Genomic DNA, 17,861 nt, shown 5'->3' on the forward strand with positions numbered 1-17,861 from the left:
TCAGTTTTTATTTGTCTCTACATTTGTTTGCTGCACTAAAGGCAAATCAGTTTCTCTTGAAAATTTCTCGGGATCTTTAGTAATAATGCGAATGTTTTTGAACTGTGCTTTCCATCCTTGCTGTTCGGGCTTATCACCTAATGAGTGCATCTTGAAGGCAATGTATCCGGCTTTTTGATATTTATCATTGATGAGGTTTACCGTTGGAATATCATTTACCCAAACTTTAATATGATTACCTATCATTTCAATGCGGATATGATTCCACTCATTGCTCCGGTTCGCATTTTGTGCACGGGCATCGTTTCGTAAATCATAAATCCATGCCCATGTTTTACCAAAATCATCAAAAATTCCTCCTGTCCATTTACGTTTTTCGTTGGGGTCTATTTTTACCTGATACCCGTATAGGTTTACGGATGCTGTATCAGGCGCATGATTTGCCCGGAATAATATTCCGGAATTAAATGGCGCATCCCGTTTAAAATCCATTTCGAGAATAAAGTTTTTATACTTTTTTTTCGTACTTGCAAATGTGTGTACAGTTGTATTAGCAGTCATATGACATTCAATGGCACTATCATTAACCAATACTTTTCCTTTACTGCCAATAATTGTCCATTTTTTTAAGGAATAGCCATTAAAAATAGACTTCCAAGGTTCAGTTTGCTGACAATAAGCGCTGCTTAATTGAAAGGCAGAAGCAATTAATATAGTTATGAATAATTTCATTTCTTTTTATTTCCCATTTTTTTAAAATCAAGAATTAAAATTCCATGACCTATACCCGTTGTTTCTCCCACAACAGAGTATTGAAAAGCCATAAATCTGCCATCATCACTTACCACAGGGTTGGTTGCTTTGTATTTTCCTTTTTCGTTGAAATATGTAATGCGATCCATTTTTCCTGTGCCATCTAAGGTCAGCTTGTATAAATCAATATAATCCCAGGTGGTATGACCACTGTCCCTTTTAGGATGATGCCTTGTACTTTCTACCATCATATACTTACCATCGGGAAAAACACCTTCGGGCTCATCATATCTGTCAGGACGGTTAGTGTAATTGATAATCGTTTTTGTTTTTAGATCAACTCCCATTACTTCTGCTTCGTATTCAACAGCCGGATAGTGTGCATTGAACAACAATTCATTTTCTAATGGCGGACGAAAATTTTGTGTTTCCAGTCTCCAGCCTTTTACAGGTTCAGGCAAATCCAGTGAACGAACAACTGTATCGATATTTTGTAGTGATGGAACTCCATTTGTGTAAACAATCTCCCCAACATAGATATCATCTGTCCCCCAACTCACTTTCATTTTTGTTCTGGATGGCGCAGCACCTTCTTTTACTTTTACATTCAAAGGATAAGGTGGAGACAATAAATCTTTCTTCAGTACCCATAGTTCCGCATTTTCGGGGCTTCGGCTCTTCCATGGATTTTGGGGATCGAAGCTCTTTGACCCGATTAACAAATAATCACCATTCGCCAGATAAAGCACACGTATAAACCCATTGTGAAAAAAGTGATGTGTTAACGGCTTTAATTTACCTGTTGCCAGTTCAACTTCATATACATCGCCAAACGTTTTTTCCATGAAAGCAATGCGTTTCCCGTCATGGCTCCAATCCGGACGTTCGCCAAATGTGGTTACTTGCTTGATGTGAGGTGGCAATGCTTTTATGAATGAATCGCTAACTACTTTCATTTGTGCCTGTGCTATGAATGCGGCACAATTGGCAAGCATTATAAAAAAAAGTGGCTTTATCATACTCTTTGTTTTTAATTGCACCCTTTAAATACAACTTTACTATTGGTATTATCATATATAACTATACTTTCTTTTTCATCACAATAACCTTCCACTTCAATTGTGCAGTTGCTTATACCTTTTGATTTTCTACCCAGCTGATACATATGAGATTTACTTTTTCCTTCCGCAGTTTTATGTGTAAAACTTCCTTCAAACTTTAAAATCATTTTGTCAGTAGAACTTTCATTTTGCTTGCTGGCCCATGAGACCACTCCCTGATTGTAAGTACCGTTTTCATTTCCCCCCATATTGTCAATTACAGTGCAGTTTCTGATTATACACTTTTCACCATTTATTCTGTGACCCCATGTTACCTGAAAGGGTGCTCCATTTTTATTGTGAACGATTGTCGTATTTTCAACAAGCCTGCATTCACTCACATAAACTGCATCATCCCAGGTATCGATGTAACAATCTTTAACTGTTACCAACCCGATTCCACCGTGTACACCATCCGTAGTATGAGTTCCTCTGTCTTCAATTAAGTCGCAACGTTCAACAGTTACTTTGCCAAAGCCGCCGTGTATATGAAACTTCATAGGATTTAAACTTCGTAAGTCATGCACATACAAGTCAGGTGATTTATCGCATCTGATAGCGGAGTAGGTTCTTCCTTTTTTACCATCGTCTACCGGACGGCTACCGTCACCTTTAATAATCGAAGTTGTACGGCTTTCGCCTGCAAACTCAATTGGTTTTATTCTGTCAGGCATATAAAAACTTCCTGTAACTGTTACGTTTTCCTTAATCACAACTTTATTCCATTCGTCAGGCACAAGAAATTTTCTGCCAATGTTTATATCAGCCACAAATGTGGCAACCCCATTTTTTACGATGGGATTATTTTTTGACAAATCCTGCGCATTTGCCTTACAAAAAAGAATGCAAACGCTTATGACAAAGACTACCGGGATTTTATTAGCAGATTTCATTTTACTTACTTATTAAGCCAATTATTGTTTACTTCGTTCGCCAATCACAATTTCAACTGCTTCTGCCCAAGTTATCAGGCCTTTTGCAGTAATATGCGCATTGATCTTGTAAGAACCATTCTTTAAACCCCGAATGATAAATTCATTTTTCTTTATTTCAATGGCATCGATTTTTTCTTTCCCATTAAACAGCTCAACTTTTTCATTTGGGTCCGTTTGCGGCGTATGGACTTTTACCCGAATTTCTGCTCCCTCGGAAAAAACGTCACCATTTAACGGGTATTCTATTCTGAAAGCACCCAAATCATTATTGGAAGTATAGGTGATATCAGCAATTTTTGATCGTGTTTTTAAACCATTTGTTTCTCGTATTGTTTTATGCGGAACGGTTGCAATGATATAAGGATCTGTTTTTTCAAAATCTGGGTAAATCATACCATTTCCATTTTGATCAATCACTTCAATCAGATACATAAAATCCCACAAAGCACCGGTATTTTTATTGTATTCAATTACATCATTTACTGCAGCAGCGGGTACAAAAGCAGTAAACACATCACCATTCCTTTTCATTTCTATTGTTTGATAATCCTGAAATTGGGTTAGTCCACGATACAAAACCCTGGCTGTTGAAATATCTGCCTGTGATGTTATGGTGGCTGTTATTCTTAAATCCGTATCAGGAAATAATTTTGAAATGGATTGGTGCCTTACTTTCGGCACTACTGTTTTTGAAATATTTGGATAGACAAGAGAAGGAATTGCAGTTTGATTATTTACAGGGCTCTTTTTTAATTCTTTAAATGCTTTTTTCAATAATTCAAATTCTGCAGCCCAATGATTGGCATCGCTCACTGTCATATCCAAATCTTTCCTGTATACATCTCCGGCTATTTGCACAATCTTTTCATATTCCTTTAAAGCCTTTGCTTCATAATGAATAGCAGAATCTAATGCCTTTGCACTTCTGTCCAATTGCAGGTACATCTGGTAAGCTACCGCAGCTTTGATTCTTTCTGCATGAAATGAGGCAATACCTGCGAGTATTTTCATGTCAAGGAGCGTTACGATCGTTTCCTTGTTAAGTTTAGCATTGGGTTGATTTTCAATTTTCCGGATGTATCGGTTGATGCTGTCTGACGTGCGTTGATACCAGGCAGCATTATGCAAAGGCCTGTATTTTGCTGTTGGTTTCTGTTGGAGTATAGCATTTGCTTCCTCTGCAAAGCTTGCAAAAGTTTGAATATCTAACGGCAACACTTTTGCATAGGCAGCCAAAGTTCCCTTTCCATTTAATCCGCTTCCACTGCCCCATTCAGGCACTCCACGTTGCTCCTGAAAATCAGGCATAGCTGAACTGATGATTCGTGGAATAATTTTACTGCTGTACGCTAAGGCCTGCACCATGTCGTTTGCGATGGTATACCCATAGTGTTTTTGAAACGCCCTTATAAATATTTCATTCTTTGTTTGCGGATTATAACCCATTCTTCCGATCATCAGGTTCTGACACCAGTAACGCTGAAACTCATATCGGGTATATTGATAGTTTTGAGTTAATGCCTGCTGTGAACCATTACCCATAGGTTCGGCTCCTTCTATTTCCATAAATTCAAACAATCCGGAAGGGTTATAGAGTTTTGAATTTAACGCAAACCTTCTTGCCCAATCTGCATCACCCCAAACTAATAACTTCTGCGAGCCACCATTCCACACCCTGTAAAGTATATCATACTCTTTAGGATAAGATAATAAATCAGCATAACCATGCCTGCGGTCTGTTTGATTGGCCTTCTGAATATGTGCCGGATGAAAAGGCATTCCCATCTGCTCTGCACTGAATTTTGTTTCTATGGCAAACCGTAATCCTTTATTCAAACCCAAATTAATAATGGTATCAGGCAATCCTTTTGCCCGTGGATAGAACTTTATGTTTCTGCCGGAATGATGGATGCCGTCAAAAACACTTCCCCAAAATTTAGTAAGTGTTGTCATGTCACGTGGCAGACCACTCTCCCAATGCATCCTGAACTGAAATGCATCAAAGGGAACCAACTCTACTATTTTCTTAATGGCGGCCTCTGTATAATCGGATAAGCGTTCGGCATCATCCGGGTTACTGACATGATTCCATATACCCAATGTAATTTTTATACCATGATCATGGGCTGATTGTACAATGTTCTGCAAAGCTTTTAAATTGCGTTGCTGCTCATCTGCAGATATCACAATGCCGCCTGTGTTTTTTGAAGGCCATTGCGGCAACTCAAAAAACAACGTATAAATTGGTGCTTTGTATTTGAAAATCAGATCATAAGAATTGATGCGGCTGCGGGCCAATTGTTCAAACAACGTTTCCCAATATAGCGGGTCGTGAAAAAAACCGTTCCGGACATGCTGGCTATTGATATATGTGGAAAGCGAACGTTCAGTGCAAAAAGGGCGCTCGATTGATTCTTTCATTACTTTATAAAAATCAGCTCCATCAGGAACAGCTTCAATCTGTTCTGCAAGTTCCAGCAGTGCATACATAGCGCCTGCAGGATCGTAACCAACAGCTAATAAAGTATTGCCGGGTACTTTCCTGATTAATAAAGATTCGGGAACCTGATAAAGTTTGCTGTTGAATGAAGAAAGAAATTTGTTATCCTGCACACCAACAATAATCTGTTTACCATCAACGGCTGGCCTATACTTATTATTCTGCTGAACAATAAAACCTTTCGCTTGCAAAGACTGCTTCAATTTTTCAATGCCAAACTGAACCGGTTTCGAAGGGCTAGTATTGGTGACGATGGTAATTGTTTCTCTGTCTTTGTCTTCCGTAGTTTTTTGTGCAAATAAAAAATGAACGCTGCAAAAAACAAACAGGGTAATAACTATTCGTCGAACAAAATGAATATTTAATATTTGTTTCAATTCATTTTCCATGTCTTACTGTTTTATAAACGTTGACCATTCTTTTTCCACTTCATTGGTCAATTCGTTCCAGTCAATGGTTCTTGTTTTAGATAAAAATTGCGGGTTGTAATTTCTTGAGGCGGCAGCAGCATATGATCTCCATTCAATCAAAGCGTTCTTTAACGAAGCAATTGTTTTTTGTTTGTACAAATCATCCTTTATTACACGATGCGCCTGGAGATAGTATGCAGCACGGATTTTATCTGCATAATATTTTCCCAGATAACTGAATGCATCCATATCATACAACAACTCACGGTATTCTTCAGTATATTTTCCCTCTGATACATGCTGCTGTTTGGTAAACACCAGTGTTGCATCGCCTAAACTATCCAATGAAGCTGCCACTTGTAAAGGAGTGATGCCGTTTATATCCTTTCGCTCCAATAGTGCTTTTACTGCATCTGGAATACTGATAATTCCACTCCCCTGCATCGGTTTCTTATTAATGAAATCCTCAACGGTATGAAACCCTTTACGCAAATCCAGACATCCTTCTACGGCCCACATAAAATCCCAGTCGTGCCAATGAAATTTTGTCGCAAGCGAAGTGATTTTTGATGCAGTTGCCCATGCTTTAAAAAGTTGTTGACTGTTTACGCCTTTGTATCGTTGTGCCAGCATCCCTTCAATAGTTGTTTGAGAAATGTCAGGATTGTAGCCCATGCGGCCCCACAACATGAAATTGTACCAATGTTTTTCAACTTCTAACTGACGGGGAGATGTTGGATGCTTACTGATAAACTCACGCCCCCACACATAACTGTCGGAGCCCATAAAATATCCTTCAGTAATCTGCTCAGGAAAGTTTTTAATAAATGCAGAAGCAAATGCAGGATCGCCCCAGCGAAAATGAAAAACATCATCGTTGCGAACATTCCACCAGCTTTTCAGATTGTATTGTTTCAATTCCTTTACATATTCATCGGCCCAGCGTGGTGCAGGTGTTGCATACATTCTTGCCCTTGCATATTTGAAACTTAAGTTGATTTCATCGGGATATTTACTGATAAAATCATTCACCATCTTGTCAACGCCACTTTGCCAATGCCGGTGTATAAATTCTATTTTACGTCCCGGTTGTATTTTTTTTGCATCCGTTATACCTTCGCCGTAAGTAGCCCATAACCATTTTTCACGATCATATTCATCCGTACGGTCTTCCATGTTTTCACCTGCAGTTATACCAATACCTGCCAGATCAGGATAAGTAAGAATAAATTCCTTTACAGCTTCACGCAAATATGCAATCGTCTTTACATTTTCCTGATCGTTATTGATTCCATACTTACCCTCGTTACCTTTTTTATTTTTTTGATCGCGGTACCAGCCGGATGGTGCCAGGCTATTCATCCATATATTCCAGGTAATAAAATAAACTTTCACACCCCGGTTTTTTGCATACCCCATCACCTTTCTCCAAAAAACAATCTTCTCTTCAATGCTCATCTTTTTCAACACAATGAGATTATCAAGCACCTGCTGCGATATGCCGCAACCTGCAATAAACTTTGCCGTTGGTTCATCTGTTCTGTCTTTATCCAATGGAAATGATGTGCCGCATACATCTTTCAAAGCTACATCAGGATAGTTCTTCATTTTTATCATAGATGGAAAAGGGTGCGGATTCCAGAGTGTAAGAACATTGTATCTGTTCCTGGCCATCATATCCAGATATTGTTTCCAGAAATCAAAATTCCACATCTCTGCAATGTTTTGTTGTGCGGCATCACCGGCATCCTGGTAAGAGGGGTTGCGTATATCCAGAGGAATATTAAATTTCAATCCCCGTTTCTTTATATACGGTTCACCTTTTATTGGAAAAGTTGATGGCACTTTATTGTTGATGCGGATTTGCTCTGCCATTTCCAGACAAGCGTACATTAAACCGGTGGTATCTCCTGCTGATATGATAAATTCCTTTTGTGAATTTTGGTTGATGTTGTAAGCCTGCGCCTGAAGATTTTTATCAATGAAAAAAAGAAAGGCAGAGTTATTTGCTGATTTGATTTCAGTAAATGCCTTCTTCAATTCAGCTTTACCAAAATCAAGCATATTTTGCTGTGCTGTTGCAGTGATTAAAATGGAGCCGGCCAGTATCAGCATTAACAGTCTTTTCATTTTTCAATAATTATATTGTTTGTTTGAAAAGAGTCAATCAAAATATCATCAGCTGAAAAAGGCTTACCGTTTATCAGAACGTTCTTAAATCTGATATCGGTTATCCATGACGCAGAAGTTTCTCCAGGTTTCCTTCCCCTGCTGGATATGATAGAACTTTTTCTAATGACAGGCCCGTTAACTGTAATATTTTCAAAATGTATATTGGAGATTGAACCAAGGTTTCCTGCACCATTTGTTTCCAGTCGTATCAGGCTCCACACCGGTCCCTCGATACGTATATTTTTAAACAGAATGTCTTTTATATCGCCAGGGCCGGATTTTCTTGAGCCGAATATCATACGGTTATTGGCTTCACTCACATGACCGGTGAAAATAATATCACAATCATGTATGTATCCGCCTTTGTGATTTTTAGGATCACCACCCCAACTAAACTGGAATACGCAACCGTTATTATTCTGCCAGAAAATACAATGGTGCACATTTACATAATCGGGTGATACATAAATTGCATCGTCGTTATTATTAAAAAAACAATCATAAACGGTTGTATGCGCCTGCCCTATTGCAGAAACGCCATCGGTATTATAAGGCCATGAGCCTACCATTTTCACATTGTGAATAGTGATGGGCACGCCTGAAGCCCTGATGAAAAACTGTCTTGGACTTGCAATGGTGATGCCTTCAATGTCAAGATGATCGCTTCCCAATCCGGGACCGTCTGCAAATGTGTTCCAGCTTTTTTCATTATCCATTGCCAGCAAATTAATGGCATGGTAACGCATCCGCTCCACAACACTTTGCTGGTAAGGCTTGCCTTTTAACCGGTATACATACTCACGGGAAAGGCTATCTCCGCTTAACACACCTCTTCCCCGGAAGCTGACATTGCAGGCCTGCATACCATGAAAAGTTCCAAGCACATAAGAACCTCCTGCCAGATAGATCGTTTGATTTGAAAACACTTCAAACCCAACACCAATTTGATGAACTCCCGGTTCAAAAAATAAAGTATGTGCTTTCTTCGCCAGTTGTTGTAGTTGTCGCCTGTCGGTACCCGGCTTTATCACCAATGTTCCCTTCAATTTTTTATCAGGAACTCCCCGTTCAGGTGCATCAGCAAAGAGAAACAATGGATTAAGGTAATCACCATTAATGACGATGGCCAGTTTATGCGGTTCATTTAAATCAAATACAAGTTCATTGCCTGATACTATTGCTTCAATACCTTCTGCAGAAGGAAGTATTTTGTATTCACCTATATCTCCATGCAAAAAACGGATACGGGTTTTTATATTCCCTGAAAAGGAATAACAAGTCCATGCTACAGATTGCTCAGTATCCGGAGGCATCGTTTTTCCCTTAAAATAAAACTGCCGAAGCGTTTCATTTTCATTAATTCCTTTTATCACGCCTGTACGAACTTCAACTGCATTATGCTCATCATTATCCAAGGGTGTACTCAGATAAACAAATGAAGAATACTGTTTATGATTTTGCTCTACCTCTACCTGATACTTTGGTGAAGAACGTACTCCCTTTGGAGCAGGGTATACATCAACAAAATCATCTGCAGCCGCCATTGAGGGAAACATGCCCGCAACGATTAAAAGGCAAATAAATACGTATTGCATTTTCTTCTGTGTCATTTGATATCATTTACATTCCAACTGAAATCATCCAGTGGTACTATCAATTTTCTTTTCAATAATTTCAACTATTGAATGAAATTCTTTACCGCCATTATCTTTCTGAATTTAATGATTGATGAAAGTTTGATTTCCCGCAATTCATGTATAGAAAGTGCTCCTCATTTCTATCTGGACGGAGATAATGACCTTCTAACCCTCCTTAACAATTCATCGTGAATCGCACTACTCCATTGTTTGAATTTTTGTTCGTTCAATTTTTCAGTTTCAGCATTATTGGATCCATCCGGTTTTATGTCAGACAATGAGACACCCCATTTCTGCAGCAGCACCCAATACGTTGCAGCGTCAGAATGATCAACACAATCCTGAACATACTTTCCTTCAGCAAATATTTTTCCTAGTGCCGAAGATTTGAATTGATTGTAGTACTCCTCGCCTTTTGGAGCGCCGCTCACAATACCATGTTGACCGATAGCTCCCAGCTCGTAATATTGAATGATCCCTTTCATTGCCTGTTCTTTCATGTAAGCACAAGCCGCTGCATCCTCCCTGCAATTAGCGACATGTTCCGGATGCTCTGGAGTTCCCTGGTGTAATGGAGAGTTTGTCCAGTGTGCAATAAATCTCACTTTCTTAAGTAAAGAAGTTTGATTTGTTGCTATGCAATAATTTACCAGAATGGCCGGCTCTGTTAATGAGCCCCAGCAAAGAACATTAAGCGTATCTTTTTCGTTTTGGAGTAATGCGAACAACGAATACACAGAGGCATAGTTACTGAGACTGCTGTATGTAACTTCAGGCTTAAATCGTTCACCGGTTTCTTTTATACAAGACTGTTGAAATGAAATATTCGGTGAAAAACCTTTTAATTTTTTGCCTGCTTCAGCAACGAAATCCTTGTACGCAGGTATAAAGTAATTGGTTGTCCACTCACCTTGGTTGGCTGATGTTTTATGTTCAGAGCGATGCGTACTGGCTACAACGATTCCTTTTGTATCGAATTCGTTTGCCATCAGTAAATAACCTGCCATTGCAGAAATATCGTCGGGATCATTTACTGTTCCCATATGATTTGTTCCTGTGATTGATTTGTCACTCATGTCCGTATATATCCAGACTTTAGGCTTGGATTGTGCATTAACATGACAAAAAGCACTAAGCAAGACTGCTGATACGATGAGATATCGAAAGATTATTTGTAAACACATCTTATAAAATAATTAAAAGGATTTTTTGTTTGACTGGCTAAAACTTTTGAATTTCTTCCTGTCCCGGTTTCTCATAACCGGGATCTTTTGCACGAACGACAACTTCACCGTTAACCATTTTTATTTCTAAGGGAACCAACGTTAAGCCTTGTTTATTGAGTGTGTATGCAGACTGACTGACGTCCTTTGTTTTTGCTTCCTGAGCTGTTAATGTTGGATGATTGGCATTATAAAAAGCAGTACACCACCAGTTTCCATTTTTATCTTTAAATGGTGTGCCGTGGCCTAAAAAACGTCCCGCAAATTTGCGTTCATCATATGGGCCTTCCAATTTGTCTGAAACACAATAGTAAAGATTGTATGTGCCTTTACGAAGTGAGTCTCTTGACCAACCGGTACCAAAGAAAATATATTTGTTTTCAAACTTGATGATGTAGGCACCCTCATGCCCCATTTTCCGATTGGATGGATTGATGGAAACAGGTTGCCCATCAAAGCCGCTTAAATCATTTTTTAATTTTTGAATTTGGGCACATTTTGATATCAGCCAGTGAGAACCATCATCGTTTGTAAAAATTGCCGGGTCATGTTGTCTGCCAAAGGATTCATTCCAATTATCAAAAGGACCTACCAGCTTACTGCTTTTCGATATAGCTATATTACCAATTCCAACATTAGAAGTATGAACAATAACCCACCTGTTATTAATGAAATACAATTCCGGTGCCCACAATTTTAAATGATCGGGCCCAAATTGACCTGGATTTAAGTTTCGTTCTTCTCTTAATTTAATATATTGCTGAAAGTTGTCTGTATTTTCAATTGTATACGGATAACCAATAAATTCCCATTTTGCGAGATCAGCACTTCTATAAACCGGAACTCCATGATCAATTATTTTTCTGCCATCAGCTGTTTCTTTTCCATGTTGAGTAACAGATAAATAATAATAACCATCTGGTCCAAGCGTAATGAATGGGTCACGCATCCAATCGTTAAATACATGAACAGCTTTGTTGTGCGATCGGATTTCCTTTCTGATATCATTTACATCCCTGTTATAAGATTGTGCAGATGTAATTACTGCACATGCCACAAATACTATTGTTAATACTTTTTTCATATTCGTTTTTAAATTGTGCTTACTCTTTATTTCTTTTTTAAGAAATGCTTTGCCGGAATATCATTAGTGAGTTCTTTAATCATAATATTCCTGTAAAATATTTCTGCTGTTTCTGATTGAAAACCAATGATGCCTTCACCTACGCTTAAATCTGTTGCATAGTTTACTAATTTGCCATTGAGTTTGTGTATCGCATACTTATTACCCATCACAATCACTTCACAGATATTCCATTCATCATTCAGTGCATGATGAGGTACATCACTCCCACGATGCTCCCCTGCTCTTTTGGGAATTGCAATACCGCCTTTATCAACTGATAAAAACTGATTTTTCACTGTATCTGCATACCATTGAAACAAGGTATTGCTCGCCCAAAAATCACCTGTATGATTTTTACCTGTTACATGATTGTAACGAACCTGGTACTCTATTCCATCAGGCCATATTTTATCATTAAATACATGATAATAACAACCGGCATCGTATTGAAACTGGTGAAAATTGTTGAATATTTTCTTTCCCCATTTATACTCAAACTTTAAAATAAAACGTCTGTATTTCTTTTTTGTATAAAATAAACCATGTGTGGTGTTTTTATTTGCCGTCATGCCAAAACTGTCGGGGAAATTTTTAAATACATGAATCACTCCATTATCAACACTATATACGTCAGCAGCTAAATCAGCGTCACCATTGCGCAGCTTTAAATTCCAGTTACTTAAGTCTTTGCCATTAAACAACGTTGTAAATCCATTATCACTTGCTGCTTTACCTGACGTTTTACAGGCAAATTGTGCAGCTACTAAAAAGAAACATAAGATGCCAGTTAATCTCATCATTTACTGATTTTAATTTGTTGAATTGTATAACTTGGCTTTGATTGTCTGATCATTCCTTTCTCATCAAACTCTACCGGATCAATTACCAGAAATGGTTTCGGTTGTTTTCCATCGTTTGCCTTTAAAATTCCATGACAGCTTAACCAGAGTTGTCCATCAGGTCCGTTGAAGATTTGATTATGACCTACCTGGTTAAAGGGACTTTGTTCATCGCCTGTGTATTCTAATCCATTTTTTACACAGGTTTGTTTGCTTTGTGCACCATAGAATGGATTGCCTTCATATTTTTTCCAGGGGCCTGTTACAGCAGGCGCAGTTGCATAACCAATTTCATATCCTCTTGTCCAGCTTGAGTAAAAAAGATAGTAGGTATTGTTTCGCTTAATCACATATGCACCTTCAATACCAATGGCATCCCATGCATGGTATTTTTTAACCTTGTTTACAGGCCTTCCATCGTAACCGGGTATTTTTGCAGTATCGCCTGTAGTTGTTAATTCATATTCAACTCCAGAAGCATTGATGGCAGATTGTGGCTTTGATTTAAATATACCCTTTTCAATATCCATTTCTGCAAAGCCAATTCCAAACTCACGGCCACGGTTCCAAAAGGCGTATACCTTGCCGTCAGTATCTTCAAAAAAAGTGAGATCATTTCCATTTGACAAAGGCTTTTCTTCTGTCACAATCTGATAAGGACCATCTATTCTTTCTGCAACAGCATACCCAACATGCTGACCTGCATAACCTGCTTTTGGATTACTGCAATTGAATGTAGCGTAATACTTCCCTTTAATCTTTTGAATTTCAGGTGCCCAAAAACGCCTGTAATACCACTTGGTACTGTCACCTCTTTCAACAATATATTTTACAAATTCCCATTGGTTTAAATTTTCAGAACGATACAATACTACTCCTTTGTTAAGGTTACTATTTGCTTCTTCCCTTTCCCAATGCGGATAAGATGTGCCAGTCATATACCACCAATTACCATCACGAAATACCTGGCAATCCCTGATGCCGTTTGCATCAATACCATTTGAAATGGGATTGATGTAATTAAATACGTTTTGCTGCGACCGGGCAATAAACGGTACTAACAAAAAAAACAAACAGTATATTTTCAATTTACTTTTCATCAGTTCTTATTCTATTCCTGTGTATTTAAAATTTTTGAATACTACTGTTCCGCTTCCTGCTGCAAACAGTTTGATGCGGTAACTGTCTTCTATCCGCAATCCTTTACCAAAAGAGACCCAATGCATTCCATCATTACTGTAATAAAGAGAAATGTCTTTCCTGTAATTTTTAATTTTGAAAAACACATGACCTTTTACAGAAGGATATTTTTCAGCTTCATTCATTCTCCAATCAGGGGCTTCTGAAAACGTAGCCATATAACCATCATAGGTAAGTCCATCATTCTCTACCGCAATTCCCGCTTTGGCGCCGCTTAATGGTATCTGCAACTCTACCGATACTTCAAAGCTTTTGTGAATTGCACCGATGCTCACTTGGGTTCCATCTCTATGATTGGTTCCGGATGCAGTCAATTGCAATACACCATTCCCGCTTTTAATCAAGCTTGAATTTTTAATATCATAATTCCAGAATGGATGCAGCAGCGTAGAATTGAAATCATCCTTTATCATCATGCCATCGCCTGCATTCTCTCCAAACCCTGGCTTCGGAATAAATGCTGATGAAGGAATACTATTTTTTACAACAGGCCACCCGTCCTTCGTCCAATCAACAGGCATGAGCAAGGTTGAGCGACCAAGACCTGTAAAATCTTTTAATCGTCCATGATATACCATCCACCAACTGCCGTCAGGCGCATCAAAGATGGTCCCATGTCCCTGGTGCCACCATGTTTCTTCTTCACTATAAGTATGTGTAATGGGGTTGTAAGGAGAGTTTTCCCAAGGGCCAATGGCTGCTTTACTTCTTGCCACTACATTCATATGTGCAGTAGAAGGACCATTGGTTCCGCCTTGTGCTGATACCATGTAATAATACCCATCTTTGTAAAACAACTTTGGACTCTCCAGGCATTTGCATTGCAGATTCCAATCTTCGGGATATTGCCAACCGTCATATACTTTTTTGGCTTCACCAATGGATTTAGTTCCTGTTGCATCCAGTTCAATTACCCATCCTGCACTTAGGTACAAATAATTTTTACCATCGTTACTGTGAATAAAGCCGGGGTCAATTGCTCCCCAATGCCCAATTCCTTTCGGGACAGGTATATCAATCTTTACAGGATCACTCCATTTACCCGCTGCATTTGTAGCAGTAGTAACAAAATTGCCGAAGCCCTTTTCATTTTCTTTTCGGCCGGGGTAATTATTGACGGGCATGTACAAATGAAACTTTCCATTGAAGTATTGGAGATCAACTGCCCAGACACGACTGTAACCTTTCAGAAATACACGGTTCACCGGCTTCCAGTTCACCATATCTTTTGAATGCCAGATGATAAAACCATCACCCCGGCTATGTGCCATATAAAAATCGTCATTCACACGAACAACAGATGGATCGCCATAGTTTCCGGGTATAATGGGGTTCATGTAATAGCCATTGTTTCTATCTGCCGTTGCCGATTGACCAACAGTAACATTACTTTGAGCAATTAATACGATTGCATTACAAAACAGAAATCCCGACAGAAATAGTATCAGTTTCATTTATGATCCCCTGCCCGTTTAGGTAAAACATAATTTTCTTTCGCCCATTTATACCATTCTTCTTTAAGCTCATTGATGATCTTAGGATATTGAGAAGCAATATCATTTATCTCACTTCTGTCCTTACTTAAATCATATAGCTCCCATGTTCCTTTACTGATAGAGTGAATGGCTTTCCAATTATTTTTCCTGATGGCTGCATTCCCCCCATGTTCCCAATACATGTAAGGATGTTTTGGCAAAGCTTTTCCTGTAAAAGACGGAACAAGACTAAACCCGGTTAGAGGATAAATCGATTCGCCGCCATGATATAATGACGGGTATGTTGTTTTTGATACATCAAGTACGGTGGGCATTATATCAATTAGGTAGGCAGGAGAGCTTACAATCGAATTTTGTTTTTTGATTCCCGCAGGCCAATGCATAATTAATGCTGTAGAGATACCTCCTTCCTCCGGTCTGTTCTTCCATTTTCGAAAAGGAGTATTTGAGGCATTGGCCCAACCCATACCATAGGAAACAGCGCCTGAATAATTAGGATTATTAATTAAGCTATCAGCTTGACTGCCCAATTCATGATAAGCTTCAGCACAGGCTCCATTATCACTTAAAAAAATGATCAATGTGTTTTCGTATACCCCTTTCTGCTTTAATGTATTTACAAGTTTTCCCACATTATCATCAATACATTTTACTTGAGCAGCGTATACAGCCATACGATATGCCACTCTTTGCTTTTCTTCAGCAGATAGTTTTTCCCATGCTCTGGCCGATGTATCTCTCTCGCTAAAACCCCATTCGTTTTTAATTAGGCCTGACGCTAATTGTTTTTTGTATCTCTCAGATCTAACCATATCCCAACCCTTCATGTATTTATCCTTAAACAATTTGATGTCTTCTTCTTTAGCCTGCAAAGGCCAGTGCGGTGCATTAAAGGCCAGGTATAAAAAGAAAGGATTAGAATCTTGTTGTTGATTGATAAATCCAATGGCTGAATCTGTAAACGCATCAGTTGTATAAAAAGGAGCGGCGGGTGGAGACAATTGCGTATTCATGTATGTCAATCCTCTTCCACCCTGTGGTTTTAAATAACTGGATGCACCGGATAGAATTCCATAATATTTTTCAAACCCTCGCTGTAACGGCCATTTTTCTTTTTCATGAAATCCTAAATGCCATTTACCAGTCATGTATGTATGGTAGCCTGCTGGTTTTAACACTTCTGCAATTGTTACGCAATGTTTGTTGAGATACCCTTGGTAACCGGGAGTACCCCAATCATTTGCATCCTTCCCGTCTTTTCGGCTTCCGGGATCTTCGCTCATTTGCCCAACACCTGTTTGATGCTGAAACAAACCTGTTAGTAAAGAAGCTCTTGTTGGACAACACCTGGATGTGTTATAAAACTGGTTAAAGCGAATGCCCTTACCCGCCAGTGCATCAATATTAGGGGTAGGTATTTCGCTGCCGTAACAACCCAAATCACTGTAGCCCATATCATCGGTCATAACTAAAACAATATTCGGCCGTTGTTGTGCCTGCAATAACAATGAGCAGCAACATAAACTAAATAGTATGAACGTTTTTACTTGCATTGAAAATAAATAGGTTTAAAATAATTGCCGAAGTGATGATGGTAATTGTTGAATAGGTTCCAGAACAATTCTGCGATAATACAATTCAGCGCCTTCGCTCTGCAGTGCAATTCTTCCTTTTGTCATTGGTTTTTTGATCCCGTTTTCTGAGAGTGACAATTTTTTTAAATGCATCACTACTTTTCCGTTAACAACATGCACACTGCTGTCTCCTGATGTATAAACCTCAACTGTGTTCCACTCACCTTGCGGTTTTTCATTGTCGGGGTTCTTATTGCAGCGGGGGCGGTTAACATGATCACCAAACCATACATATTCACTGCCGGGTGCATATACCCAGGATGAATCTTTAAACTGTGCCGGAATTTGCGCCATAGACGTATGTATTTTCCAATAATCACCACAATCATCTTGCTGAATCTGACATTCCTGTGCCAATGGCCAAACTCGGTTTTGCATGGGTCGATCCCCTGCATGGTATAGCAACCCTGCATCTCTGGGTAGTTGTAAGCGGGGGGCATACTTTTTTTCACCCCATTTATATTGAAGGCTGATATGATAATTTCCGTATTCCTTGTCGGTTGAAATGGTACCAAATACCCGACCACTTACATAAATAGCAGGTTCACCATCTTCCTGTACCACAGAAAAAATATTCAGAAAATCATTTGAACCAATAGGCTCTTTATAATTGCCAAGGCTGTCTTTGGGAAGCGAAAGTTGCAGAGATTTATGTGGCATTCCAATGTATTTAATCCAGCCATTGAAATCCTTGCCATTAAACAGGTCTTTGCTTTTCTTTCTCTCCTTGTCATTTACAAGAACAAAAGAAAACAGTAAAACCAAAACTATCAATCCGGAAAAGAATTTGAGCATACGCAACCGTTGAGTCTACAAATTAGCAGTTAATGCAGGGG

General features: G+C 38.9%; 13 protein-coding genes. All 13 read right to left on the reverse strand.

The window, feature by feature from the left end; genetic code table 11:
• Entirely contained in the window at nt 1-732 is a 732-nt protein-coding gene (locus VK159_RS12445; RefSeq protein ID WP_324230467.1) for a DUF1080 domain-containing protein, read from the reverse strand.
• The gene (locus tag VK159_RS12450; RefSeq protein ID WP_324230468.1) at nt 729-1,772 is read right to left on the reverse strand and encodes a hypothetical protein; all 1,044 of its coding nucleotides are present in this window, start codon (nt 1,770-1,772) and stop codon (nt 729-731) included. The genes VK159_RS12445 and VK159_RS12450 overlap by 4 nt, the downstream gene beginning before the upstream one ends.
• Before the next feature lie 11 nt (nt 1,773-1,783).
• Complete coding sequence (locus VK159_RS12455) at nt 1,784-2,668, reverse strand: hypothetical protein (RefSeq protein ID WP_324230469.1); 885 nt, start codon at nt 2,666-2,668, stop codon at nt 1,784-1,786.
• A 99-nt stretch (nt 2,669-2,767) separates the two neighbouring features.
• Nucleotides 2,768-5,677, reverse strand: a complete 2,910-nt coding sequence (locus VK159_RS12460; protein ID WP_324230470.1) for a hypothetical protein — start codon at nt 5,675-5,677, stop codon at nt 2,768-2,770.
• Between the two features lie 3 nt (nt 5,678-5,680).
• Nucleotides 5,681-7,828 carry a hypothetical protein gene (locus VK159_RS12465; protein WP_324230471.1) on the reverse strand — a complete coding sequence of 716 codons (2,148 nt, stop codon included), beginning with the start codon at nt 7,826-7,828 and terminating at the stop codon, nt 5,681-5,683.
• Complete coding sequence (locus tag VK159_RS12470; protein WP_324230472.1) at nt 7,825-9,480, reverse strand: hypothetical protein; 1,656 nt, start codon at nt 9,478-9,480, stop codon at nt 7,825-7,827. The genes VK159_RS12465 and VK159_RS12470 overlap by 4 nt, the downstream gene beginning before the upstream one ends.
• 167 nt (nt 9,481-9,647) lie before the next feature.
• On the reverse strand, nt 9,648-10,583 hold the full coding sequence (locus VK159_RS12475; protein ID WP_324230473.1) for a nucleoside hydrolase-like domain-containing protein: 936 nt from the start codon (nt 10,581-10,583) through the stop codon (nt 9,648-9,650).
• 145 nt (nt 10,584-10,728) lie between these two features.
• Nucleotides 10,729-11,814, reverse strand: a complete 1,086-nt coding sequence (locus VK159_RS12480) for a family 43 glycosylhydrolase (RefSeq protein WP_324230474.1) — start codon at nt 11,812-11,814, stop codon at nt 10,729-10,731.
• 26 nt (nt 11,815-11,840) lie between these two features.
• On the reverse strand, nt 11,841-12,656 hold the full coding sequence (locus tag VK159_RS12485) for a DUF1080 domain-containing protein (protein ID WP_324230475.1): 816 nt from the start codon (nt 12,654-12,656) through the stop codon (nt 11,841-11,843).
• Nucleotides 12,653-13,768 carry a glycoside hydrolase family 43 protein gene (locus tag VK159_RS12490; protein WP_324230476.1) on the reverse strand — a complete coding sequence of 372 codons (1,116 nt, stop codon included), beginning with the start codon at nt 13,766-13,768 and terminating at the stop codon, nt 12,653-12,655. The genes VK159_RS12485 and VK159_RS12490 overlap by 4 nt, the downstream gene beginning before the upstream one ends.
• A gap of 33 nt (nt 13,769-13,801) precedes the next feature.
• A complete protein-coding gene (locus VK159_RS12495) occupies nt 13,802-15,349 on the reverse strand; it encodes a family 43 glycosylhydrolase (RefSeq protein WP_324230477.1) in 1,548 nt (515 codons plus the stop codon).
• Nucleotides 15,346-16,944 (reverse strand): arylsulfatase, encoded by a 1,599-nt coding sequence (locus tag VK159_RS12500; protein WP_324230478.1) that lies wholly within the window; start codon nt 16,942-16,944, stop codon nt 15,346-15,348. Before VK159_RS12500 ends, VK159_RS12495 begins: the two co-directional genes overlap by 4 nt.
• A gap of 15 nt (nt 16,945-16,959) precedes the next feature.
• On the reverse strand, nt 16,960-17,820 hold the full coding sequence (locus VK159_RS12505; protein ID WP_324230479.1) for a DUF1080 domain-containing protein: 861 nt from the start codon (nt 17,818-17,820) through the stop codon (nt 16,960-16,962).
• Between the last annotated feature and the right edge of the window lie 41 nt (nt 17,821-17,861).

This window comes from Lacibacter sp. (assembly GCF_035299325.1).
Taxonomy (GTDB): domain Bacteria; phylum Bacteroidota; class Bacteroidia; order Chitinophagales; family Chitinophagaceae; genus Lacibacter.

What these genes read in the sequence shown, in the direction of transcription:
- VK159_RS12480 (WP_324230474.1), bottom strand. Translation starts at nt 11,814, where the DNA reads ATGAAAAAAGTATTAACAATAGTATTTGTGGCATGTGCAGTAATTACA.
- VK159_RS12460 (WP_324230470.1), bottom strand. Translation starts at nt 5,677, where the DNA reads ATGGAAAATGAATTGAAACAAATATTAAATATTCATTTTGTTCGACGA.
- VK159_RS12470 (WP_324230472.1), bottom strand. Translation starts at nt 9,480, where the DNA reads ATGACACAGAAGAAAATGCAATACGTATTTATTTGCCTTTTAATCGTT.
- VK159_RS12465 (WP_324230471.1), bottom strand. Translation starts at nt 7,828, where the DNA reads ATGAAAAGACTGTTAATGCTGATACTGGCCGGCTCCATTTTAATCACT.
- VK159_RS12445 (WP_324230467.1), bottom strand. Translation starts at nt 732, where the DNA reads ATGAAATTATTCATAACTATATTAATTGCTTCTGCCTTTCAATTAAGC.
- VK159_RS12495 (WP_324230477.1), bottom strand. Translation starts at nt 15,349, where the DNA reads ATGAAACTGATACTATTTCTGTCGGGATTTCTGTTTTGTAATGCAATC.
- VK159_RS12505 (WP_324230479.1), bottom strand. Translation starts at nt 17,820, where the DNA reads ATGCTCAAATTCTTTTCCGGATTGATAGTTTTGGTTTTACTGTTTTCT.
- VK159_RS12450 (WP_324230468.1), bottom strand. Translation starts at nt 1,772, where the DNA reads ATGATAAAGCCACTTTTTTTTATAATGCTTGCCAATTGTGCCGCATTC.
- VK159_RS12500 (WP_324230478.1), bottom strand. Translation starts at nt 16,944, where the DNA reads ATGCAAGTAAAAACGTTCATACTATTTAGTTTATGTTGCTGCTCATTG.
- VK159_RS12485 (WP_324230475.1), bottom strand. Translation starts at nt 12,656, where the DNA reads ATGATGAGATTAACTGGCATCTTATGTTTCTTTTTAGTAGCTGCACAA.
- VK159_RS12475 (WP_324230473.1), bottom strand. Translation starts at nt 10,583, where the DNA reads ATGAGTGACAAATCAATCACAGGAACAAATCATATGGGAACAGTAAAT.